The organism is Mycobacterium sp. 852014-52450_SCH5900713 (genome assembly GCF_001667075.1).
GTDB lineage: Bacteria > Actinomycetota > Actinomycetes > Mycobacteriales > Mycobacteriaceae > Mycobacterium.
In genome coordinates this window covers 46605-70784 of record NZ_LZIL01000050.1, presented here as the reverse complement: position 1 = coordinate 70784, position 24180 = coordinate 46605, and the positions used below count along the sequence as shown (strand labels likewise).

The following is a 24180-nucleotide window of genomic DNA, read 5'->3' as shown; positions in this document are numbered from 1 at the left end:
GCTGTCGCGTGCACGGCGATGGTGCTGAGCGGATGCGGTGGCAAAAGCGACCCCGGCCCGCTGTCCGCGATGGTCAGCCCGCCCATTCCGCCCACCGCTCAGGAGATCCCCAACCCACTGCGCGGCCAGTACGAAGAAGGCTTGAATCCGCTTTTCCCACAAGGCAATTCGGCGCAACAACGGTACGCTGCCTGGCCCGCGTCGGATGACGCCAGCTTGCGGGTTTCGTGGCGGCAGTTGCAGCCGGTCGACCCGCGCACGCTGCCCCCCGACGCTGCCGACGATCGCAGGTTCGACTTCAGCGTGATCGACGACGCGCTGACGAAGCTCGGCAGCCGGAACATGCGGCTGACCCTTGGCGTGTACGCCTACAAATCCTGTTGCAACGATTCCTATCCGGACAACACCAACATCGCGATTCCGGACTGGATCCGCTCCGCGGCCACCAGCTATTCCGGCGCACCGAACGGTTCCGGACCCGGTGTGGCACAGGTGGTCCCGAATTGGAATGACGCCGCCTACCTGAACGGTTTCGAGCAGCTGCTCGCCGCGCTCGGGCGGCGCTACGACGGCGATGAGCGCCTCAGCGTGTTCGAGTTCTCCGGATACGGTGATTTCGGCAAGACCAGCCTCGCGTACGTGCGTGACGCGCTCGGTGCCCCCGGACCGGCGCCGGACGACAGCGTGCCGAAGTTGGGCTATTACAGCCAGTTCCGTGATCAAAGCATCACCAAAGCGTCCATCGGGCAACTGGTCGCGGCGAACGTCGGCGCGTTCCCCCATACCCAACTGGTGGTCACCGGCGAGAATCCGGAGATCGTCCGCGAGTTGTTCGCCGACGACGTGACGAAAAAGCTGTCCGCACCGATCGGCGTCCGCGCGGATTGTCTTGGGGTGCAGTCCCCCCTGCCGGAATGGGCCGAGTCCAGCGACTCGCACTACGTGCGGTTCAACGACGCCGCCGTCAACGCGATCAAGCAGCGGCTCACCTCGGCGCTGGTGATGAGCCAGTGGTGCCGGTTGCCTAACGGGACCGACCCGCGGTCGTACTACGAGAAGGCGCTGCACGACGTCGTCAGGTATCACGTCTCGATGACGGCGAGCGCCGACTTCCCCGACCGGGATGCGACGTCGGCGATGGACCCCAAGCTCTACCTCCTGTGGGCCAAGGCGAACACCTCGGCCGGTTACCGGTATTCGGTGGAGGCCAAGCCGGGATCGCAGTCCATCCAGGGCAAGGTGGCTTCCATCTCGGTCGTCTGGACCAACTACGGCTCGGCGGCGGCCACCGAGCAATGGGCACCCGGTTACAAGCTGGTCGATTTCTCGGGAGCGGTGGTGCGCACCATTCCGGCGACGGTCAATCTCAAGACGCTGTCGCACGACGACTCCAGTCAGTCACGCGAGGAGGCGGTTCCGGAGTCGTCGACCGAGTCGGTGCGCGTCGACGTCACGGGCCTGGCGCCCGGGCACTACACGCTGCGCGCGTCCGTGGAATGGCAGCAGCACAAGCCGGGCGCCTCGCACGTGGTGAACTACACGCCGATGGCGCTGGCCCGCGACGGCCGCGACGGTTCCGGCCTGTATCCGATCGCCACCCTGGACATCGCGAGCGACGCCTCCGGTCAATGACGCGCAGCGGCCCCGCGAGGACCGCCTTTGTCACCGTCAACCAGCGCCGCGGGAAGTTGCTCGTTAGCCCGGATGCCACGGGTACTGCGTGATACGTTTTGCTGACTGAAACCGATCGTGACCTGCCCGGGTCCGCGTAAACACGGGATCCGCCCCGAGACCGTCCCCCGCCCGGCTGGGATGCATGCCCGTATCGGAGGAGACCGTGCCGCGCAGCCTGGACCTGGTCGTCACCTCCGTCGCCACGCAGCTGATGGAAGCCACGGCAGCCACGGCCACCCTCGTCAGCCAGAAGGTGCTCGCGCAACTCGTCGAGCAGTTCGACGTGGACGCCAGCTTCCTGCGTCACCACGACCCGCAGACCCGGGCCTCGGCGCTGGTCGCCGAGTGGCCACCCAGGACGGACGCCGCGGATCCGGATCCGACGACCTTCGCCCAGCTGGACATCGCGGAGTCGGTCCTCGCGCAGTGCGGGCACGGCCGCAAACCGGTGGTGATCCGGCCGGCGCAGTCGAAACGCTATTTTCGGCGCCGGCCGGGCAGCGCCAAAGTGGCCGCCTCGCCCTCGGTGGCCGCCGCACCACTGGTCTCGGGTGAGACCACCACTGGCTTGCTCGGCTTCGTCAAGTTCGGCGCCCGCAAGTGGGAGCAAGATGAGATCAACACGCTCGAGGCCGTCGCCGCGCTGTTCGCACAGGTGCAAGCGCGCATCGCGGCCGAAGAAAAGCTCCGCTATCTCGCCGAGCACGACGATCTGACCGGTCTTTACAACCGTCGTGCCCTGGTCGCGCACCTGACCGAACGGCTGTTGGCGGGAAACCCGGGGCCCGTGGCAGTGCTGTACCTCGACCTCGACCGGCTCAAGCCGATCAACGACTACCTCGGGCACACCGCCGGTGACTGGTTCATCCGGGTCTTCGCGCAACGCATCCGGATCTGCGCTCCCAACAGCACGATCGCCCGGTTGGGCGGGGACGAGTTCGTCGTCGTGCCCGACCAGCCGATGACACCGGAAGCCGCGGAGTCGTTCGCCCGTCGCCTCTCGGCGATGCTGTGCGAGCGCCTGGCCGTCGGCGGCCACGTGATCAGCCGGACGGTCAGCATCGGGCTGGCGGTGGGTGCTCCGGGGCTGGACAACTGCACCGACCTGCTCCGCCGGGCCGACGAGGCGGTGCTGACGGCGAAACGCGGTGGCGGTAACCAGATTGCGGTGTCCACCGACGACATGTCCCTCAAACGCGCGTTCCGCAACGACATCGAGCTGCATCTGCAGGGCGACATCGGCAGCGAGGCGTTGCTGCTGCACTACCTGCCGGAGGTGGACCTGTCGACGGGCGCCATCGTGGGCGCGGAGGCGCTGGTGCGGTGGCGGCACCCGATTTGGGGGCTGCTGCTGCCGGATTCGTTCATCGGGATCGCCGAATCGACCAACCTGGCGATGGAGTTGGGCCGCTGGGTGCTGCGCAGCGCATGCGCCGAGTTCAGTCGCTGGCAGGCCAACGGTGTCGGGCGGGAAGCCGTCATGCGGATCAACGTGTCGCCCATCCAGCTCATCAGCCGCGGGTTCGTGCGCGACGTCGCCGACACCATCGAGGAGTTCGGCATCGAAGCCGGCTCGATTTGTCTGGAGATCACCGAGCGCGCCGTGGTCCACGACATCGATACCACTCGAAAAACCCTGGCGGAGCTCAAGGAAGTCGGGGTCCAGCTGGCCATCGACGACTTCGGCACCGGTTATGCGGTGTTGTCGCACCTGAAATCCCTGCCGGTCGACATGCTCAAGATCGACACCGGATTCGTGCGCGATCTGGGCAACAACGCCGGTGATTTGGCGATCGTTCGCGCGATCATCGGGCTGGCCGAGGCGTTTGGCCTGGAAGTGGTGGCCGAGGGAGTTGAAACACCGGACGCGGCAATGATTTTGATGCAGCACGGGTGTCGCCGGGCGCAGGGTTTTCTGTTGTCGCGCCCCGTCCCCGGCGATGAGATGGAAGCGCTGCTGGCCGCGCGGTGGCTGCCGATGCCCTTTTTGGCCGACCTCAAGGCGTTGCCGACGAGCGCCATCTAGCATCGCACCGATGGTCGGAAAACTGAGGAACTGCGCGGCGGTGATCGTCGCGTGCTCGGCGCTCGTGCTGAGCGGCTGCGGTGGCCGCAGCGACCCCGATCCACTGTCTGCCGTGATCAGTCCCGCCATCCCGCTCAGCGTTCAGGAGGTACCGAATCCGCTGCGCGGGCAGTACGAAGACCTGATGATGCCGCTTTTCCCGCAAGGCAATTCCGCGCAGCAGCGGTATCCGGCGTGGCCGGCGTCGTACGACGGCAGCTTGCGCGTCTCTTGGCGGCAGCTGCAGCCCACCGACCCGAACACGCTGCCCGCCGACGCGCCCGACGATCGCAAGTTCGACTTCAGCGTGATCGACGATGCGCTGGCGAAGCTCGCGAGCAGGAACATGCGGCTCACGCTTCGCGTGTTCGCCTACAACTCCTGTTGCGACGCCACCTATGCGAACAACACGAACATCGCCATCCCGGACTGGATGCGCTCCGCGTCCACCAGCTACACGGGGCCGCAACGATACTGGTGGACACCCGGGGTGGCGCACGTGGTGCCGAACTGGAACGACCCCGCGTACCTGAACGCCTTCGGGCAGCTGCTCGCCGCGCTCGGTCGCCGCTACGACGGCGATGAGCGCCTCAGCGTGTTCGAGTTCTCCGGTTACGGGGACTTCAGCGAGAACCACGTCGCCTATCTGCGCGACACGCTGGGGGCACCGGGTCCCTCCCCGGAAGAGAGCATCGCAAAGCTCGGTTACTACAGCCAGTTTCGCGATCAAAGCATCACCAAAGCGGCCATCGCACAGCTGGTCGCGGCGAACGTGAACGCGTTCCGCCATACCCGATTGGTGACCACCGCGCTGAATCCCGAGATCGTTCGCGAGCTGCTCGCCGACGATGTCACCAAGAAGGTGTCCGCGCCGGTGGGCATCCGCTCGGATTGCCTCGGCGTGTACGCGCCGTTGCCGGTGTGGGCGGAGTCGGATGGCTCGTACTACGTGCACACGAAAGATCCGGTCGTCGGCCAGCTGAAAGACCGGTTGGCCTCGGCATTGGTGATCACCGAATGGTGCCAGCTGCCCGATGGGACCACTGCGCAGTCCTACTACGAAAAGGCCCTGCGCGACGTGGTGAAGTACCACGTGTCGATGACGTCGAGTTTCAACTTCCCGGCCGTGGATTCGAACACCCCGATGGACCCGGCGTTGTACCTGCTGTGGGCACAAGCCAACGTGTCGGCCGGCTATCGGTACTCCGTGGAAGCGCGGCCCGGTTCGGAACCGTTCCGCGGCCGGGTGGCGACCATATCGGTGGTTTGGACCAACTACGGCAGCGCCGCGGCGGTCGAGAAATGGGTGCCCAGCTACCGGTTGGTGGATTTCTCCGGCGCGGTGGTCCGCACGCTGCCGACCACCGTGGCCTTGCCCAAACTGGTCCCCTCAGGGGAGAACTCGGGTAATCAACCTGTCCCGGCGTCGTTCACCGAATCGGTGACCGTCGACTTGGCGGGGTTGGCGCCCGGGCACTACACGCTGCGCGCATCCGTGGATTGGCAACAGCACAAGCCGGACGCGTCGCACGTGGTGAACTATCCGCCCATGCTGCTGGCACGCTCCGGACGCGACGAATCCGGGGGGTATCCGCTCGCAACCCTCGACATCCCGCGCGAGGCGCTGACTTCCGCCCCGCGCCAATGATCGTGGGCGCCAGCAAATGCCTCCAAGCGTGGGGCGAGAACGCATTGCGATTAGGACGATGCTGCGTGGCGAGTGCTGCATAATGTGCACTGGGCTTTGCGCGGCGGGTGTAAGGCAAATCAATTCGACGCTATTGGCATGGCGTCGCCCCAGAGAGGTTAGTGGATGGATTTCCGCACCTTTGTCCGGACTCTCCTCACGCATTGGAAACTCGCCTTGGGGGCATTGCTGGCGTGCACGATCGGCGCCGCGGCGGTCACGGCATTGCAGACGAAGCATTACCAGTCGACGGCCACCATCCTCATTTCCTTTCCCGGTGCCACCGACCTCACCGAGTTGTACAACGGCACGCTGACCGCGCAGGAACGGTTGTCGTCCTACGCGCAGATCGCGGGCGGCCGGACGGTGGCCGAGCGCGCGGTCAACCAGCTGCAAGCCCCGATCAGCGCGGACGCCCTGGTGACCCAAACCCAGGTGAAATACACCGCCAAGTCCCAGCTTTTCACGATCACCGTCAAGGACACCGACCCGAACCGCGCCGCGGCCCTAGCGGGAGCGATGGCCGATCAGTTCGCCGCGCTGGTGCCCACGCTCGGCGCGACCACGGGTCCGAACGGCCGGCCCGTTCCGGTGACGCCCGGTTCGCGGCCCGACGTCGGCGAGCCGAATCCACCCGCGGCCCCGCCGTCGGAAGCGCCCGGCCAACCGGCGGCCAAGCCCATGCCGGTGGCCAGAGCGCGGGTGGTGGAGGCGCCGCGGGTGCCCGACCACCCCGTGACGCCGGTGCCGGTGCGCAACATGGCGATGGGATTTGTCGCCGGAATACTGCTGGCCATCGCGGTTGCGGTGGCCCGCGAGGCCAGCGACCGCACCGTGCGATCCCGGGAGAAGCTGGAACAGCTTTCGGGACTGCCGACTTTGGCCGAGCTACCCGGCAGGCGCGGGAACACACCGCGGTTCGGCGTCGACTCCGCCCTCGATGACGCCGTACGGGGCTTGCGCGCCCGGCTGCTCAGGGCGATGGGCTCCGACGCCCGCCGAGTGCTGGTGGCGGCGCCGTTCGGTGGGGAGGGGACCACGACCACGGCACTGAACCTGTCGCTGGCCCTCGCCGAGATCGGCGAGGACGTCCTGCTTGTCGAGGGCGATACGCGCCGGCACGTGATCGCCGGTCTGCTGCGGGTCGAGTCGGGGGAAGGGCTGGCCAACGCGCTGGCCAGCCCCGAGATCGCCGCGGAAGCCGTGAAGCCGACGCCGATCGCCAAGCTGTTCATCCTTGCGTCCCGGTCTGCCCGCCGCGAGACCCCGCCCTGCAGCGCGTTTCTGCCGGAGGTGATCGACAGGGTGATGCTGGACTTGTCGTCACGCTTCGACCGGATCGTGGTCGACGGGCCGCCGGTGCTGGCGACCCCGGACAGCGGCCTGCTGGCGGGCGCCGTGTCGGCCACGGTGCTGGTGGTGCGGGCGCGCCGGACCACCGTCGACGAGCTCAACGACGCGCTGAGGGCCTTGCGCTCGGCCGGTGCACAGGTGGTCGGCACCGTGCTGACCGACGCCCGTCCGTCGCTGCACATCAGGGCCGCGGCCAAGACCTATCGGACGAAGGTCGGCGGGCCGGCGTGATTCCCTACCTGCCCGGTCGCCCCCGCCTGGCAGTAGACGGCGTCCTGCTGACGGTATTCCTGTTCGGCTGCTTCGTCTTTGGCGTGCTCTCGGTGCGCCGAACCACCGAGGGAGTGTTGCTCATCGCGGCAACGTTCTGCCTGGTCGTCTACTGGGTGAAGCGCGAGGCGCTGGCGGGGGTGACGCTGTTCCTGGCGTTCGCGGCGCTGCCGGAAGGATTGCACATCGGCAAAGTGATCGGGCCCGCGGCGATCTATGCGTACCAGGTGGCCGCGGTGCTGGCGATCGGCTACCTCATGCCGATCGTCAGACCGCGGTTCAAGGATTTCCTGCTGCCGGGGATGTTCGTGCTGACGGTCGTGTACTTCACCGTGGTCGGGTTTCAGATGGGACATGACGCCACGATGGTGCTACACGAATCGACGACTTTGATCGAGATGGTCATCGGGTTCGTGCTGGCGCTGTTGATCGTGTACGGCGGCTACCTGAAGTTCTGCATGCGCGTGATGGTCGTGACGCTGTGGTTCTCGGCGGCGATGGCGATCTTCAGTTCGTTGCATGCCATCCGACTGGCCGGCCGGGCCGAAAGCCTGGAGGGCGCGACGGGCGCAGGTCAAGCCCTCCGCATCGTCCTATCCACCCAGACGCCGGCCACCGCCGCGCTCACCGCGCTGGTCGCCGCGTCGATCATCGGTCGCGTCCGGCCGATGACGTACCTCGCCTTCGGCCCGCCCGCGCTGATCATCTCGCTGCTGGCCTTCTCGCGGAACACGCTGATCGCCGTGGCGGTGGGTGCGACCGTCGCCTTCTTCGCCAATTTCGGCTGGCGGGCCCTGCGGCGGACGTCCGCCGTGGCCGCTGTCAGCGCGGGCGTGGCCGCGCTGATATTGCCGGGGTCGCTGTTCCTGCTGCAGCAGTCGGAGGCGGGGTCATGGCTCAGCGACCAGTTCACCGCGTTCAATCAGCGAGTGTTCGGCGGGGTTTCGGCCAGTGCGCTCGCCACCGACGAATCGACACTGGACCGGCTGCGGGAAGTCGCGCGGCTCAACGCCGCAATCGCCCAGGCGCCGGTGTTCGGCCACGGCCTGGGTTACGCCTACCAGCTGCCGTCCGGCAACGATCCGAAGGCCTTCGCCTGGACGCTGGGTCCCACCTACTCCCACCTCTTCTACCAATGGTGGCTGGCCAAGGCCGGGGCCGTGGGCATGGCGGCGTTCGCGTGGATCGCGTTGACACCGATCGTCCGGGCGCTGCGCTGCGCGACGATGCCGGCGAAGATCAGCGCCGCGGTCTGCGCCGGTCTGCTCGCGATATCCGCGGTCTGGCCACTACCCGAAATGCCCATGGACGCACTGGCTTTGGGGCTGGCACTCGGAACGGCCATGGGATTCGCCGGCCTACGGCACAGGAACTCCGAAGCGGACCAGGCGGACGCCGACCCGGCGCCGGCGCTGGCCGCTGCCGGCGGAAAATGATTGCGGTCACTCACGTCGGGCCCGACATATACAGCTTCGGCGGCACGCAGTCCGTGATACGAGTCATCCGCGACAACAGGATCGGTGCCGACGAAATTCGCGTCCTGTCGACGTGGAACGGGCGCCACCACGCCAAAAATCTGTGGCTCACCGCGCGTGCGGGGGCCGCGCTGGCTAGGGCGCCGCGCGGGAGCGTCGTGCACTTCCACATGTCGAACGGCGGCGCCTGGCTGCGCGAAGGGCCGCTGATCCGCCTCGCGCGGGCGCGAGGCTTCCGGGTCGTCGTGACCATCCACGGCTCCGACTTTCCGCAATTCTCCCGGTCGCACCCCCATTTCGTGGGGTCGACGCTGACGAAGGCGGACCATCTCATCGTCTTGTCGGAGGAAGCGCGTGCCGCCGCGAAACGGGTTGCACCCGGGGTGCCGGTGTCGATCGTGGCCAACCCGGTCGTCATCGATCGAGACGCGCCCGGGGCCGGCTCGACACCGCCCGTCGTGCTTTTCGCCGGCACCATCGGTCGCCGCAAGGGCGTCGACACGCTGGTCTCGGCCTGGCGGCTGCTGCTGGCCGAGGGCGTCGAAGGGCGTTGCCGCATAGTCGGTGTCGTCGACGACTACACGCCGCCGCCAACGGAGCGCCTCAGCGTCGAGCCCCCGGTACATCCGGATCGGGTCCGCGAGCTACTCCGCTCGGTCCGCGTGGTGACGCTGCCTTCGTTCGCCGAGGCAATGCCGATGATCCTGACCGAGGCCCTCGCCGGCGGGCGGCCATTCGTGGCGACCCCGGTCGGCGGCACACCCGAGATCGCCTCGGACCCGGGCATGCTCGTCCCCGCCGGTGACGCGTCCGCGTTGGCGGCGGCGATCGGCCGGTACCTGCGCGACCCGGAGCTGGCCGAGCGTGACGGGCGTCGCGGTCAGGAACACATCGCCGCGACACGGAGCCCGCGGATCATCGACGCGGAGCTGCGCCGGATTTACGAGGGTTGCGGTGTTGGAGCAAGTTGAGCTCGACGGGCCGCAGCTGAGAGTGAGCGCGGTGGGCTTCGGATGCGGCGGTCTGATGCAGTCGCCGTCCCGCCGGGAACGGATGGCCGTGCTGGGTGCCGCGGTGCACAGCGGCATCACGCACTTCGACACCGCACGGATGTACGGCCTGGGCAGGGCGGAGGCCGAGCTTGGGGCGTTCCTGCGGACGGTCCCGCGCGACACCGTCACCGTCGCAACCAAATTCGGCATCGACGTCGGGGGAATGGCCAGGCGCTTCGGCCGGTTTCAGGCTCCGGCGCGGGCGCTGCTGCGCAAGGCCCCGGCGCTGCGGCGCGCCGTCAAGCGGCAGCAGGCGGCACCCGAAACCGCCCGCCTGTACGACGCGGCCACCGCGGCCCGCAGCCTCGACGAGAGTCTCGCGGCGCTGGGCGTCGACTACGTGGACATCCTGTTCCTTCACGGCCCGCGGCCGGGGGACACCGTGGCCGGCGGCGAACTTCGCGAATTCTTCGAACGCGCTCGCCAGCAAGGCAAGATACGCGCCTGGGGTGTCTCACAGGACGAGGGGCTCGACACGGACTTCGCCGCCTCCTTCGCGCCGGAAGGGGTGAGCCAGGTGCGCGCCGACCTGTTCCATCCCCCGCCGCGCCCAGCGGATCTCGCATTCGGCGTGTTGCAACGTTCGTACGCGGTGCTCTCGAACGCTTTGCGGGCCGACGCGGAGTTGGCGCGGCGCTGGCGCCAGACCCTCCACCTCGATCCGCTCGCTCCCGGGGCGCTGCCCAAGCTGATCCTCGGCTCCTCGGCCGTCGCAACAGGTTGCCGCGCAATCCTTTACAGCACCACCGACCCGCTCCGGGTCGCCGAAGCGGCCGGCGCGGTCTCGGCGCCGCCGGACCCGGAGACCCTGGCGCGGTTCCTCGCTCTGGTGGCGGAGGTGCCCGGGGGTGCTGCCGCGTGATCCGTGGACCCCGAGAGTTCGCCCCGAACACGACGATCCGGACCGACGTCGTGGTCGTCGGGGCCGGCGCGATCGGCATTGCGACGGCGCTGGAACTCGCGCGATCCGGCGTCCAGGTGGCGTTGATCGAGAGCGGCCTGGAACGCAAAGACGAAGCGGCCCAAGAGCTGTCGGCCCTGGATTCCCGGCAGGACGACGATCTCCATGCGCGTAGTGAGCTGATGATCCGCCGGCAGGTTGGCGGGACAACGGCGCTCTGGGGTGGTCGCTGCGTCAAGTTCGACCCCATCGACTTCGAGGACCGCCCGCTCACCGCGCAGGCGCCCTGGCCGATCCGATACGACGACGTCGAGCCCTACCTGCAGCGTGCCTGTGATTGGGCGGCGTGTGGCCGGGCGGCATTCAACGCGCGGGAGGTTCCGGAGCTTGCGCACCGCGACCTGATCGCCGGGCTGCCCGACGGCGACGTGCGCACAACCGATCTCGAGCGCTGGGCACTTCCAACGCGTTTCGGCCACGAGTACCGGGCGGCGCTGCGCGACGCGACTTCCCTGATCGTGTGGACCGGACTTACCTGCACCGAGATCGTGACGACACCGGCCGGTGATTGTCTTGACCACCTCGTGGTCAAGACGCTCGACGGCCGGCAGGGGAGCGTGGTCGCCGCGGACTACGTCATCGCGACCGGCGGCTTGGAGGCGACCCGCCTGCTGCTCGCCTCGGACCGCCATCACCCGGCGGGTCTGGGAAACTCGGGCGGCCACCTGGGCCGCTGGTACATGTCGCACGTCGAAGGCCGGGTCGCGCGCGTGCAATTCGCCACCGATCAGGTCAGCTACGCCTACGAGCGGGACGGCGACGGGGTGTACGTGCGCCGGCGCTTCACCCTCGATCCCGGCCTGCAGCGCGACGCCGCGTTGCCGAATGCCGCTGTGTGGCTGGTCAATCCGCCGATCAGTGACCCCGGGCATGGAAGCGGAATCCTGTCCGGCGTCTATCTCACCCTGATCTCCCCGATCGGCCGCTTCCTGCTCGCGGAGGCCATTCGTGCGAAGCACACCCAAACCGACGGTCCGCCGCGGATACTCGCGCACCTGCGCAACGTCGTGCGGGACCTGTTCCCGTCGATCCGGTTTGCGATCACGTTCTCCTATGCCCGCTTCTTCCGCAGGGGCCGCAAGGCGCCGGGCTTTTTCGTGAAGAGCGCGGACAATCGATATCTGCTGCACTACCACGGCGAGCATCTTCCGCACTGGGAGAGCCGCGTCGAGCTTGCCGACGACCGCGACGCCCTCGGCATGCGCAGGATCCGCACCCATATCCACTTCTCCGACGACGATTACCAAAGCGTGCGCAGGGCCATCGCCGCGATCGATGAACACCTACGTCGCCACGGCGCCGGACGCGTGGAGTGGCTGACCGACGATGTCGAGGGCGCGGTGCGCGAGTTCTTGGCCGGGCACGCCGGCTACCACCAGGCCGGAACGACGCGCATGTCGCAGACGCCCGATGGCGGCGTCGTCGACCCAGACCTACAGGTTCACGGCGTGCGTGGGCTGTACGTGGCGAGCACGTCGGTCCTGCCGACGTCGAGCCAGGCCAACCCGACGCTGGTGGGCATTGCACTGGGTGTCCGGCTCGCCGATCGCCTTAAGAAGGCTCGAATGGCCTGCGAGCGTTCAGATCCCAAGATGGCGTAGTAAGTCAGCGCCGACTGGCCAGCACCCGGGCGATGACATCCAAAAAGCGCTCCGCGACGATGTCGACGTCGCAATGCTGCGCGTAGTAGCGCGCCGCCTCGACGCCGCGCTGCGCCGCGACCGACGGGTCGGCCAGCAGGTCGAAGGCGGCGGCGAGCCCGGCGACATCGTCGATACCGATCGGGGGACAGCCGGGCGGCTGGTACTCGGGCAGGCCGCCGGACGTTGACACGATCGGCATCACCCCCAGCTGCATGGAGAGCACCTGCACGCCGCTTTGCGACGCGCGCCGGTAATGCGAGACCGAACCTTTCGCGGCGGCCAGGACCGGGATGACGTCGGCGTAGCGGTAGCTGCCGTTGCGCCAGCGCGTGTGTTTGGGCAGGGCGGCGGGGTCCAGGGGCCCGTCGCCGATGAGCACCAGGTTGTCACCGCGCCAGCCGCCGCCGCCGATATGGCGCTGCCACGCCTCGAGCACGACGTCGACGTTCTTGTACGGGTTGAGCCGGCCGAACATGACGAAATCCCGGCGTCCCTCGGGCGCCACGAATGGTGGAACGCGATGCGGGTCAATATCACTGGCGAGCGGCACAACATACACGGGCGTGCCGGCGACGTCGCGGCGCGCGGCGACGGCCGTCGCGACGTACTCGCTGTAGGTGATGGTGGCCGCCGAGCGGGCGCCCCACCGGTCGAACACCGCGAGTTCGTAGGACGGGACCCGTTCGCCGGGGTCGTGCGGCCGGTCGTCATGCACCACCTGGATGCGGGGAACCCGCCCGGCCAACGCGATCCAGCGCGGATCGCGGACGATCTCGGCGATCACGACGTCGGGCCGAAATTCACGGATCCGGCGCCACGCCTTGAGGGTCGGGAGCCAAGTCGCGGCGGTTTTGAACCGCGGGTCGAGCACGAGTTCGTACTCACGGGCGGCGTCCGACTCGGGGTGCCGGTCGGAGGTCACCAGCAACACGTCGGCTCCGCGCCGCAGCAGCCCCTCGGCCTGCACGCGCACTGCCGGTCGTGTCCACGGCGAAAGCCAAAGCACCCGAGGCGATTTCATTGCTCGTCGGCGGCCTTCAGGAAGACGTCGGCGTCGGTCCACATCCGGGTCTGAAGCGCGCGTCGCGGCAGGCCCTCGAGGAGGCCGGTGATGCGGGGCGAGGCCAGCAGCCGCCAGGCCAGCGGATTGATTTTCGCCCGGGTCCAAATGTGCAGACCCATGCCCCCGAGCTGCCACCACCGCGTTTTGGAGGTGTGGAACTGCATGCCGAATTGCTCTCCGATGAGCGCCAACGTCGATTTCTGATAGAAGGTGATGTGCTGGCCGGTGGCAAAGGCGTAGTACATCCAGTCCTCCGGGGGCGGGGGCCGGCCGTCGAAGAGTTCGGTCGTAAACACGATGGAGTCGGTGCCCGTGGTCTCCAGCAATTCGGCGACGAATCCGACCGGGTCGGCGAGATGCTCCATCACCTCGAAGGCCGTGACCACCGTGTACGGCGGGCCCGGACCCGCGTCCGCCTCGAAGCCTTGCGCGGTCAGGTTGGGGGAGTGCTTGTCGGTCCAGTAATAGTCGAAGCCGATGTCCCGCATCAGGCGGGTGAAAACGCCGTAGCCCCCGGCCGCGTCGAGAAACCGGCCGCGGCGATCGAAGAAGAAGTACAGCAGCACCGACATCGCCCGTGCAAGATACTGATTGCGCCACAGCATGGTGGTGTCCGCCGCCGCGATGGGGCTGGCATAGGCTTCGTCCAGCCAATGCGGCTCTTCGGTCTGCAGGCCGCCGCAGTTGCCGCAGAAGTAGTACTTGCAGTCGTATTTGGCGAGGATCTGATGCGTGAACGCCAGACTGGTGCTCGAATTGCAGATGCGGCACAACACGCCTATTCAAACCCTCCCGAGCATGACCCGCGCCTTGAGCAAACACCGGGACAATGGAGAACCTACGGCACCCGCAACGCTATCGGCAAGCAAATCGGGGCCGAATTTCGGCGCGGACGTGCGTTGTGCAGCACCGCTATTCACCGAATGCCGGGAATAGTCGCGCGGGGCCGTGATAGCTTTGGTCTCCAATGGCCAGAAGCGCTACACCGCCGCCGAAAGAGAAGCTCCGGCAGAAGGTCCGGCGCATGCTCGGCAGTGAAACGCGGGACCAGCTCAAGGATCTGATCCTTTTCGATCATTCCCAGTCGCTGAAGGCGAACCATCCCAACCCGCTCAACCGCGCCGGCAAAAAGTGTTTTTCGGCGACCGACGAGGACGGAATAACGCTTGAGATCCTGCGCCGCATCGGCCGGCTCGACAGCGGTGTCTTCGCGGAGTTCGGCGTCGGCGACGGGACGGAGAACAACACCCTGATCCTTGCGGCCCTCGGTTGGAAGGGCTTTTGGGTCGGGGGACAGGAGCTGGTCGTGGCCGTCGAGGGCCACCCGCGGTTCGCCTACGAGAAGGCGTGGATAACGGCGGACAATATCGTTGCGCTGGCCCGGTCCTGCCTGCAGAGGATCGACGCCACCGAGGTCGACGTGGTCTCCCTCGACTTGGACGGCAACGACATCTACCTGGTCGAGAAGCTCTTGGCCGATGGCATCCGTCCCAAACTCTTCATCGTCGAATACAACGGGAAGTTCCCCCCGCCGGTGAGGTTTCAGATCGCCTACGACCCCGAGCACGTGTGGCAGTCCGACGACTATTTCGGGGCGTCGCTGAGCAGTTATGCCGAGCTGTTCGCCCGCTTCGACTACCGCCTGGTCTGCTGCAACTCCCACTCCGGTTCCGACGCGTTCTTCATCGATACCGCCCTGTCCGAGTATTTCACCGATGTGCCGACGGACATCGAGCAGCTTTACGTGGAGCCGAGGTATTTCCTGTACAGCGGGTTCGGACAGCACAAGACGTCCCGCCGCACGGTGGCCAAGATCCTCCGATACGAGCGGTAGGGCCTTGCGCGAGAGTCATTGCCTCCAGCACGCATTCACAGCACCGCATTGATCGCGTCGAGGTAGGCGTCGGTCATCGCCTCGACGGTGTAGTGCTTGCGCATCCGTTCGAAGCCCCGTCGCCCGACCGATGGCAATGCGTCCGGGTCCGCCAGGATTCGGGCGAGGCTGTTCCGCCATCCCGCCACCGACACGGGCTCGACCAGGAATCCCGCCCTGCCGAAATCGAGCATTTCCGGCACGGCGCAAATCGCCGACGCCGCAACGGGAACCGCCCGGGCCATCGCCTCGAGAATCACCAGCGGAAACGCCTCTGACCGGCTCGGGACGCACAGCAGGTCCGCATCCGCCAGCGCGGGCCCCGGCCCGGCGGACCATCCCTGCCACTGCACCCGATCGCGCAAGCCGGCCGGGGTAAGCGCCTCCAACCTCTCGCGATCCGGGCCGTCACCGAAAACCGAGAGCCGCCAAGGCAAATCGGGCAGCTCGCCAAGCGCATCGATCAGCAGGTGCGGGTTCTTGTGCTCGACGATGCGCGAGAGCATGACCAAGTGCAGCGGCTCACCGGCCGTGCGGACCCGGGGCGCCGGGTCACCGGCGAGGGCGACGCCGTTGGGCGCAACGAAGCGCCGTCCCCCTAACCGATGCTGGGCGACCAGCATGTCCCAATGCCGTTGGGCCAACACGATTAAACCGTCGGCGCGGCGCATGGCGGCGGTCAGCGGCCGCGAGTAGATGGGCCGGTCCTGCTCGGGAGGGACATGCGGAGCCACCAACCACCGCCGGCCGCGAGCGCCCGCACGCCACAGTGAGGCGAATCCCGCCTCCGTGTTGGTGTCGGCGGTGATCAGCACCGCCGGGCCTTCAGGGATATCGACGGCGGGCGCCCACCACGGCTGGCGCACCACGCGCACGGTGTCCGGAATCTCGGAGATCATTGGGCCGAACCGTTGCACGCAGACGATCGTGACCGAATAGCCCCGGCGATCCAACTCCGTTGCCAGCAGAGCCTTTTGTCTTTCGGCACCGCCGTAGACCAGGCGGTTGGTGGTGATCACGATCGCGGGCAGGTCCTTGCGGCGGCCGCGGTGAATGGTCCGCCGCGACCGCAGCAGGGTGGTACCGGCCAGATACGCGTCGGCGTGGTGCACGCTGCGCTGATGCTCGAGCAGCAGCGCGGTATCGGCTCGCGCCAGATCTCGCTCGCGGCGGCGCTCGGCGGCGGTGCCCGCGTCGTCGCCGACACCGGCACGGTCGACGCCGATCTCGTCGGCCAGCAGCATCCGCCAGCCCGCCGCGCGGGCCCGGGCCTGCCAGTCCGCCGCCGCTGCGGCCCCGAGAAACTCTTCGTCGAAGCCGCCGACGGTGTTCCACGCCGCGCGGTTGATCGCCAGGCAGATGGCACCTAATTCCCCGTCCACGCCTTGTGATTCGGCCGGTTGGCGGGCATAGCGGCATGAAATCGGTGAGCCGCGCCGCCTGCCCGCGGCCAGCTCGCGAGCCAGGGTTCGGCGCCGCGTTGCGATGTCCCACGGCCTCCAGCCCGGTGCGGTGTCGTCGCGCGCCATCGGTGAAACCGCGGCCACCCGAGGCTGGCGCAGCAATTCGCGGGTGCGGGTCAACGGTCCCAGCAGGCGGACTCTGGCGTCGAGCAGCAGCAGATCCGCGTCGCTCGGGGCGCGCTCCACCAGGGTGTTGAAGGCCTCGGCGAAGCCAACTTTCGCCGCGCCCGACACCCAGTGAACGCGCGGGTGTCGGGCCGTCAGTTCCTTACAGTCGCCGGGCTCGTAGACATAGACCGGCGACCCGGGCAGCTGCTCGGCGACGGCGGCGAGGCACCTCTCGAGCGCATGGTGGCCGCAACCGGCCACGATCAGCACGGCGATCGACCGGATGGGCGGCAGCGCGGCCGCGTCGCCGACCGGACTCTTCAGATATTGCCGGTCCAATTCGGGCTTCATGCCGCCAGCTGATTTCGGCGCAAGGAGGCCAGGTCCGACCAGCGCAGCGGGCCGGCCGCCGCGCTGGTGGCCAGGTAGACAACGGCGGCGACCGCGAGGACGAGAACCACGTGGTGACCCCGGAGCAACAGCGCCGCCGCGACGCTGGCTCCCGTCGGTATCAGCACTCGCAGCAAGAACATCACGGGCGTACGGAAACCGCAGTGCCGGTGCAGCCACCAGCTGCTGACCACCAGGTTGAAGAACTCCGTGCACACCAGCGCGATGCCGGGGCCGACGGCGCCGAACCGCCCGGCGAGCGCGACGTTGAGCGCGACGTTGAGCACGAGGGTGGCGACCGTCAGCCAGAGCAAGACCCGCTGGTGGTGGCTGGCGACCAAACCCTGGCCCAGCGTGCCGCTGACGAATCGCAGGGCCGCCGCGACGAACAGCAACGCCAGCGTCGGCGTCCCGCGGGCGACGAAAGCCTTGTCGCCGAACAGTCCGATCAGCGGTCCGGCCAACAGCGCGCCGACAACCGCGACGGGGACCGCCACGAAGTACATCAGCTCCACGCTGCGGCGCAGGAAGGCGGCGAACGCGGCGACGTCACGCGCGAACAGCTCGGTGGCCGTCGACAGCGTCGACTTCAAGAAGACCAGCGACACCACGATGGTGTTGAACGCGATCGTGAAGGCCAGCCCGTACACGCCGACCTCGGAGTGGGTGCTCAGCAGGGACAGGATTACCCCGTCGGCGCGGCAGTACAGCAGGCCGACGACCAGAAACCCCATCAACGGCAGGCTTTCCCGCAACAGATCCGCGGCCTCTCGCGGCGCGAAGACCGGGCGCACCGAAATGTGCCGCATCGCCGCGGTGCCCTGGATCACCAATTGCAGGGCGGGCGGAATCAGTTGCGCGACAGCGAACCAGATGACGTCCGCCCGCGCCGCGACCAAGCAGGCGACCATGGCCAGCGCGGCCAGGCGCCCGGCGACGTCGGAGATGGCCACCGCGGAGAACCGGACGGTGGCCAAGAACACCGGCTCGAACCGTGTCGTCATGGTCTGCATCAGCAGCGCCCCGGACAGCACGACGAGCATCACTCGGATGTCGGCGTCGTGATAGATGAGCAAGCCCGACCCGGCCGCCAACAACGCCAGCGGAACACAATAGATCAGGGCCATGCCGCTGTTGACGCGCACCAGACGCTCGAGGTCACCCTGGCCGGAGGTCACGCGGCGCACGATCACGGTCGCGATACCGAGATCGGCCATGCTGGTCCACACGGCGATGAAGAGCACCGCGATGGAGAGTTGGCCGTAGCGGCCGGGACCTAGATAGCGCGCCGTCATCGCCACCGAGACCACCGAGGCCAGCATCCCCAGTGCCCGGCAGATCAGTTGAATCGAGAACGCGTGAGCCATCCGCGAGAGCGGCACCGATGGGACGACCGCACCAGGGGTCGTCGGCTCAGTCATGACTCCCTAGTATGCGCCGTGACTGGTGAGAACGGCCTTAATCGTCTTGGCGATGATCATGAGATCACCCGACATCGACCAGTTGTCGACATAGGACAGGTCCAACCGCACCGACTCTTCCCAGGACAGGTCGGATCGGCCGCTCACTTGCCACAACCCGCTGACGCCCGGCTTCACCAGCAGCCGCCGCTTGACGTCACCGTCGTAGTTCTCGACTTCGCGCCGCAACGGTGGGCGTGGGCCGACGACGCTCATCTCGCCTTTGAGCACGTTGATGAACTGCGGCAGCTCGTCGATGCTGAACCTGCGCAGAATCCTGCCGACTGGAGTGACCCGCGGATCCTGGCGCATCTTGAACAGCATGCCGCCGGCGCCTTCGTTCAGCGCCAAGAGGTGCTCGATCTGTGTGTCAGCACCGTCGATCATGGTCCGGAACTTGAGCATTCTGAACGGCTTACCGTCGATGCCGATCCGTTCGGATTGGTAGAACACCGGACCCTTGCTGGTGAGCTTGACGGCGATAGCCGCCGCGATGAGAATGGGCGCCGTCCCGATGAGGGCCGCCAGCGAGAAGAGGAAATCGAAGACCTGCTTCTGAAAGCGTTGCGTCCCCTCGTATTGCGGCTTCTCGACATGCAGCAACGGCATACCGGCGGTGGGCCGAAGGGTCAACCGGGTCTCCGCCACGTCCATCACCCCGGGGGACACCACGACGTCGACGTCCATCGTCTCCAACTGCCACATCAGCTCCCGGATCCCATGCATCCCAAAGTGATCCGTCTGGGTGACCGCCACGGTGTCCGCGCCGCAGTGCCGGATCGCGGCCACCGCGTCGGTGACGTCACCGAGAATCGGCACCACGCGGCCGCCGAGGGTGAGGGTATTGCCCCGCGGTCTCCCATAGCCGGGAATGCAGACACCGACTACGACGTAGCCGTCCAGCGGGTTGCGCGTCAGTTCGTGGGCAAGGTGGGAAACCGCCTGGCGGTCCCCGATCGCCAGGACCGTCGTCTGGCATTGGCCGTCCGCGCGCATCTGGCGGATGTGCTTGCGCCACAGGCTGCGACTCCCCAGCAAGCCCATGGTTCCGACGGGAAGCGCGATGGCGAGATAACCGCGGGCCAGGTCGACCTTGGCGAGCAAGGTCACCATCGCGATGATTCCGAACGTCCAGAATGACGCGCTGCCGATCCGCCGGTACTCGTCGATGCCGGCGCCGATGACTCGCGGTGAGCGCGTTTGGAATACCGCCAGCGATGACAGCCACAGCGCCGCGAACAGCAATGACAACATCGTCATAACGACGTCCGAATAACCCGAGGTGTTGGCGATTTCGCCGAATCGGACGTACTGCGCGAGCAACACCGACACGCACACGATCACGGTGTCACTGATGCGCAGATGCTGCGAATACTGGTGCTGCCAGCGCCGGACGGCATTCCCCGCGGGGGAGGGCGCCGAAGCGGCGGTGACCGGTAAAGCGCTGGTTTGGGGGCGAGCCAACGGCATCATGCCGGCGGGTCTCCGCTTGTGTGGCCCCGGTTCCGCGGGCACGACGTCCACCAATTCCCGGGTCATCAACGGCTTAGACATGACGCTGCCCTCTCGATTGGCGTGAAGGTCGGCGTTCGCGATGGCCAACTGGCGTCTCGCTCGGAAATGACCGTGACCGGCAGCGGCCACACAATCCCGAATTCCGGGTCGTTCCAGTGGAATCCCTGCTCGTCGGACGGCGCCCGCTCACCGCTGACGTGGTAGCTGACCTCGGTGTCGTCGATGAGGGTTTGGAAGCCGTGCGCGACAAACGGCGGCAGGAACAGCGTCCGGTAGTTGTCCGCGCTCAACTCGACCATCACGTGGTCGCCGTAGGTCTGCGACCCGGGGCGGATGTCTACCGCAACGGCGGCGATCGCGCCGCGGGTGCAGCGGACCAATTGGGTTTGGGCGTACGGCGGCACTCGGTGGTGCAGACCCCGCACGGTGCCACGGGTGTAGTTGAAGAAGATATTCGTCTGGGTGACGTCGAAAGTCAGCCCGCGGCTGGCGAATTCATCGGCGCAGAAGGAACGGGAGGAGAAGCCGCGGTGGTCACGTTGCGGTTCGAGGTCGATGATCGTCACGCCGGCGATCTGGGTGGGCGTGTACTTCACTCACCGCTCCTTCCGTAACGAGTGTTTGGTCGGTTCATGTGCTGGCCTATGCGTATCCACCGGACGGCGGGCGTGTCATCACGGTCGGGATGACCCCATACCGGGGCCCAAGGTTCTTGCCCGACGCGGCGGCCAGGCGCGGCAGCGACCCCATGATGCTGGGCGGGGTATTGGCGCCGGCGAGACTGATGGTCGGCAAAGCGGAAGCGGCACTGTGCGCCGCCGGGATGATGCTGGTCCAACTGGCCGGCACCGCCAGCGGGCCCAGCGAGGCCGCGCTGCCCAGGCTGCCGATCACGCCGGATCCGAGCGAGCCGAGCGCCCCCGCGCCCGCGCTCGCCGCACCCGCGGCCGCGCTCGCGGCGCCCGAGGCGGCAGCGCCCGCGGCGTTGGCAGCCGCCATCGCGCCGTTCGCCAGACCCTGCCCGGTCTGGGCCATGCCGAGGATGGAGGACATCCCGTACAGCGGGGTCGCTGCGGCCATGAAGTAGGTGGGAATGGAGCTGGGGAGGCTGGATACGAGGCTCGACATCAGCGACGAACTGGCCGAGTTGGTCACGGTGCTCGCGGTGCCGGCACCGGCGTCGCTGAGGGTGCTGGCGATCAGCGGCGACGAAAGCCCGTGCAGGGCGTTGGGCACCGAGGACACCACGTTCGAGAGCGACGTGTGGGTTGCCGTCAACGTTTCGGCCTGGGCGAGGGCGCTGCTCTGGCCGGCCAGCCCCGCCGGGCTGGTGACGTCGGGCGGCGGGCTGAACGGGGTGACCTCGCACGCGGCAGCCGAACCCGCGGCGTAGGCGTACATGGCCGCGGCGTCCTGCGCCCACATCTCGCCGTATTCGGCCTCGGTGGCCGCGATTGCCGCGGAATTCTGGCCGAAGAAGTTGGTGGCGATCAGCGTCGCGAGCTGGACCCGGTTAGCGGTGACGGCAGGGGGAGGAACGGTCATCGTGAAGGCGGCTTCGTAGATTTCGATAGCGAGCCTGGCCTGACCGGCCGCCTCGGCGGCCCGCGCGGCCGCGCCGGCGGTCCACGCCATGTAGGGAGCGAAGGCGGACGCCATGGTCAACGACGAGGGCCCCATCCAGCGCCCGGTCGTCAATCCCGCGATCACCGACCGGTAACAGCTTGCCGCGGAATGCAATTCGGCGGCCAGACCGTCCCAGGCCACCGCGGCGGCCACCAGCGAGACGGGACCGGGACCGGCATACATCCGCGCGGAGTTGAACTCCGGGGGAAACGCGCCGAAATCGATCACTTCAGGCCCTGCCCTTATCGGCGGGCCCGCTCGCCGCGCGCGAAGCCCCGCTGACTCCGGACGGAGGAAGACCGGCCTCGGCGGTGGGCGCACCGTACTGCAGCACCGGCAATCCGCAACTAAACATACTCAAAGTATGGAATAGGACCATACCGCTAGCGAAGAGTATTTCGCCTACGGCGGCGAAGGCACTTAGTCCTTTACCTGGTGGTCCACCTGTTGCCGCTGCCCGCGCACGTGGCCTCGTGGTCACGACCGGCATCTAGTTCTCCTCACAACCTGCAGGTGGCCCGGGACCGGGCGTATTGGCTGCTCAACTGCCTGAACCGTGGGTTTGGGGCGTTCCAGGCTACAAACTGACAAACTAATAATAGCGTATAAAGCATACTAATAGTTTGTAAAGGCGCTGTGATCCGCACTACAGGTATTTACGGGACCGTCAAGGCGGGCGCTTGCGGCTGCTAACCTCAGAAGCGGCCCAAGTACTGCCCGGGGGTGGCCGGTCGGTTTGCTTCAGACCGCCGAAGAACCGAGGTGTATGCCCTGCTCATCAACCTGATGGCGATCGACCAGGTCAGGGTCGCAACCCCCGACGAGGACGCTCGCGTTGCCCGGCCGACGTGGGAGGCCCCGGCATTCCTGCCGGGTTCCCGCCTTCACATGAGGGCCGCGTCTTCGCGGTCGACGAGAACTGAGCTGGCATCCCGATGACGACCCACTCGACCGATGGACGCGCCGACGCGACGCGGCGACAGATCCTGCGGGCCGCCTCGCATCAGTTCGCGCGCCGGCCGTATCACGACGTCGGTCTCGACGACATCCTGGCCGAGGCTCAGCTGACCAAAGGCGCGATGTATTTCCACTTCAAGTCGAAACACGCCCTGGCGGTGGAGCTCATCGACAAGCAGATCGCCGCGGCCACCGTAGCGGTGGAAGACCTGTTGACGAGGGGGCTTTCGGGCCTGGAAACCCTCATCGACTTCTCGTACCTGATCGCCGTTCAAGACATCAAGACGGATCTGGTCAGGGCCGGCCTGAATTTGATCGAGTCGGTCGGGCAGCCGGAGGGCCTGCAGGACACGTTGCTAAGCGGATGGGTGGAAGCCCTGTCGGGGGTCGTCCAGCAGGCCATCGACGAGGGCGACATCGGCGACAGCTGCGATCCCCACGACGTCGGCCGCCTGATGGTGTCCCTGCATATGGGGCTTCGGAAGACCAGCAATCTGGACGAACCGGAAAGATTCCTGCTCGACCTGGAGAAATGCTGGATGCTCATCCTGGGCGGCATCCTGCAACCGGACCGAACTGATTACTTCCGCCAATTCCTAAGGCGGCGTGCGGCGCTCGCCGTCAACGCCAGCTCGACCGAGGAAGATTCGCCGTAACCGCAGCGAGGCCGGCCGGATGGCACGCTCGCGGCTGCTAACCTTGGACGTCTTGGCGGTCGATGTGAGACCACGGTGACGACGTCCTCGCACCCATCGCGGATCTGGAGGAGCAACACGATGCCGCGCCAGGTCCGATCCGAAGCCACTCGTCGCAAGATTCTCGATGCCGCGATCGAGGTGTTCGGCGAAGTCGGATATGCGGCCGCCGGTTGGGGGGCGATCATCGAGCGGACAGGGATGACCAAGGGCGCCCTGTATCACCACTTTGATTCGAAGGAATCGCTGGCGTCGGACATCCTCAAGGAGGGCTCCGCAGCTCTTCTCACCGCTTTCCGGAACGTATGTGGGCCGTCGTCGCCGGGGCTGGAGAACATGTTGCACGGCGCCTTCACCATCGTCGAAGTGCTGAATTCCGACAAGATGGTTCGCACCGCCGAGCAATTGGCCTCTGCCTTAAGCGGATTGAACGAGGCCGCCGCGGGCTTCTATGCCGACCTGGCTGCGAAGATCGCCGAGGAGGCCAGGAGAGCGATCAGCGAAGGAGACCTTCGCCAGGATGTCGACCCCGAAGTGCTCTCCGAGTTCCTCGTCGGGGCGATGTTCGGAACGCGGTTGGTATCCAATGCGATAGCGCGCCATGACACGAACAGGGGCGTCGGTGTCGACATCGCCGGGCGCCTGCGCCAGATCTTGGAACTCCTGCTGCCCGGCACCGTCACGGAAGCGTCGCTCCCTTATTTCCGGCAATTCCTTGGTCGCGAAATGATGCGCCACGCCCCGGCCGTCGCCGCCCGCACCGACGCCTCCACGGAGGCCTGATCGGCTGGTGCTCCGCGTGCCGAAGGTCGGGCCGAATGTGCCACACCCTCTTTCGCGGTCCTCTAGA

Annotated in this window: 18 protein-coding genes; 11 read left to right on the top strand and 7 right to left on the bottom strand. The window is 67.2% G+C overall.

Features of this window, described 5'->3' with window-relative positions:
• Nucleotides 1-18 precede the first annotated feature (18 nt).
• The 8 genes from A5773_RS14510 (at nt 19) to A5773_RS14475 (ending at nt 12138) form a co-directional block, all read left to right on the top strand.
• Complete coding sequence (locus tag A5773_RS14510) at nt 19-1632, top strand: hypothetical protein (protein ID WP_067791481.1); 1614 nt, start codon at nt 19-21, stop codon at nt 1630-1632.
• A 205-nt stretch (nt 1633-1837) separates the two neighbouring features.
• Complete coding sequence (locus A5773_RS14505; protein WP_066957787.1) at nt 1838-3700, top strand: bifunctional diguanylate cyclase/phosphodiesterase; 1863 nt, start codon at nt 1838-1840, stop codon at nt 3698-3700.
• 10 nt (nt 3701-3710) lie between these two features.
• Nucleotides 3711-5387: a hypothetical protein gene (locus A5773_RS14500; protein WP_067791391.1), complete on the top strand. Its 1677-nt coding sequence runs from the start codon at nt 3711-3713 to the stop codon at nt 5385-5387.
• A gap of 165 nt (nt 5388-5552) precedes the next feature.
• A complete protein-coding gene (locus A5773_RS14495; RefSeq protein WP_066957388.1) occupies nt 5553-7010 on the top strand; it encodes a polysaccharide biosynthesis tyrosine autokinase in 1458 nt (485 codons plus the stop codon).
• The gene (locus A5773_RS14490) at nt 7007-8485 is read left to right on the top strand and encodes an O-antigen ligase family protein (protein WP_066957387.1); all 1479 of its coding nucleotides are present in this window, start codon (nt 7007-7009) and stop codon (nt 8483-8485) included. The genes A5773_RS14495 and A5773_RS14490 overlap by 4 nt, the downstream gene beginning before the upstream one ends.
• On the top strand, nt 8482-9495 hold the full coding sequence (locus A5773_RS14485) for a glycosyltransferase family 4 protein (protein ID WP_066957386.1): 1014 nt from the start codon (nt 8482-8484) through the stop codon (nt 9493-9495). The genes A5773_RS14490 and A5773_RS14485 overlap by 4 nt, the downstream gene beginning before the upstream one ends.
• Before the next feature lie 16 nt (nt 9496-9511).
• Nucleotides 9512-10438, top strand: coding sequence for an aldo/keto reductase (locus tag A5773_RS14480; RefSeq protein ID WP_067791478.1), 927 nt, complete (start codon nt 9512-9514; stop codon nt 10436-10438).
• Nucleotides 10435-12138, top strand: coding sequence for an FAD-dependent oxidoreductase (locus A5773_RS14475; RefSeq protein WP_067791388.1), 1704 nt, complete (start codon nt 10435-10437; stop codon nt 12136-12138). The genes A5773_RS14480 and A5773_RS14475 overlap by 4 nt, the downstream gene beginning before the upstream one ends.
• Nucleotides 12139-12142: 4 nt before the next feature.
• On the opposite strand, the gene A5773_RS14470 is transcribed toward A5773_RS14475, so the two are convergent.
• Together A5773_RS14470 and A5773_RS14465 are read right to left on the bottom strand one after the other, a co-directional pair.
• On the bottom strand, nt 12143-13186 hold the full coding sequence (locus A5773_RS14470) for a glycosyltransferase family 4 protein (protein ID WP_197507883.1): 1044 nt from the start codon (nt 13184-13186) through the stop codon (nt 12143-12145).
• Between the two features lie 11 nt (nt 13187-13197).
• Nucleotides 13198-14019 (bottom strand): class I SAM-dependent methyltransferase, encoded by an 822-nt coding sequence (locus A5773_RS14465; RefSeq protein ID WP_066957380.1) that lies wholly within the window; start codon nt 14017-14019, stop codon nt 13198-13200.
• Nucleotides 14020-14210: 191 nt separating this feature from the next.
• Between A5773_RS14465 and A5773_RS14460 the strand changes: the two genes are divergently transcribed.
• Nucleotides 14211-15077, top strand: a complete 867-nt coding sequence (locus A5773_RS14460) for a hypothetical protein (RefSeq protein ID WP_067791384.1) — start codon at nt 14211-14213, stop codon at nt 15075-15077.
• Nucleotides 15078-15112: 35 nt separating this feature from the next.
• On the opposite strand, the gene A5773_RS14455 is transcribed toward A5773_RS14460, so the two are convergent.
• The 5 genes from A5773_RS14455 to A5773_RS14435 are packed head-to-tail and all read right to left on the bottom strand — an operon-like array spanning nt 15113 to nt 21906.
• Complete coding sequence (locus A5773_RS14455; RefSeq protein WP_067791382.1) at nt 15113-17038, bottom strand: glycosyltransferase; 1926 nt, start codon at nt 17036-17038, stop codon at nt 15113-15115.
• Nucleotides 17035-18498, bottom strand: a complete 1464-nt coding sequence (locus tag A5773_RS14450; RefSeq protein ID WP_067265373.1) for an oligosaccharide flippase family protein — start codon at nt 18496-18498, stop codon at nt 17035-17037. Before A5773_RS14450 ends, A5773_RS14455 begins: the two co-directional genes overlap by 4 nt.
• Nucleotides 18499-18504: 6 nt before the next feature.
• Nucleotides 18505-20091 carry a sugar transferase gene (locus A5773_RS14445; RefSeq protein ID WP_066957781.1) on the bottom strand — a complete coding sequence of 529 codons (1587 nt, stop codon included), beginning with the start codon at nt 20089-20091 and terminating at the stop codon, nt 18505-18507.
• Nucleotides 20076-20648 (bottom strand): dTDP-4-dehydrorhamnose 3,5-epimerase family protein, encoded by a 573-nt coding sequence (locus tag A5773_RS14440; protein WP_066957783.1) that lies wholly within the window; start codon nt 20646-20648, stop codon nt 20076-20078. The genes A5773_RS14445 and A5773_RS14440 overlap by 16 nt, the downstream gene beginning before the upstream one ends.
• 46 nt (nt 20649-20694) lie before the next feature.
• Nucleotides 20695-21906, bottom strand: coding sequence for a PPE family protein (locus A5773_RS14435; RefSeq protein WP_067265370.1), 1212 nt, complete (start codon nt 21904-21906; stop codon nt 20695-20697).
• 707 nt (nt 21907-22613) lie between these two features.
• Here A5773_RS14435 and A5773_RS14430 point away from each other — a divergent pair.
• Together A5773_RS14430 and A5773_RS14425 are read left to right on the top strand one after the other, a co-directional pair.
• On the top strand, nt 22614-23291 hold the full coding sequence (locus A5773_RS14430; RefSeq protein ID WP_066957370.1) for a TetR/AcrR family transcriptional regulator: 678 nt from the start codon (nt 22614-22616) through the stop codon (nt 23289-23291).
• Nucleotides 23292-23411: 120 nt separating this feature from the next.
• Complete coding sequence (locus A5773_RS14425; RefSeq protein ID WP_066957368.1) at nt 23412-24113, top strand: TetR/AcrR family transcriptional regulator; 702 nt, start codon at nt 23412-23414, stop codon at nt 24111-24113.
• Nucleotides 24114-24180: the final 67 nt, after the last annotated feature.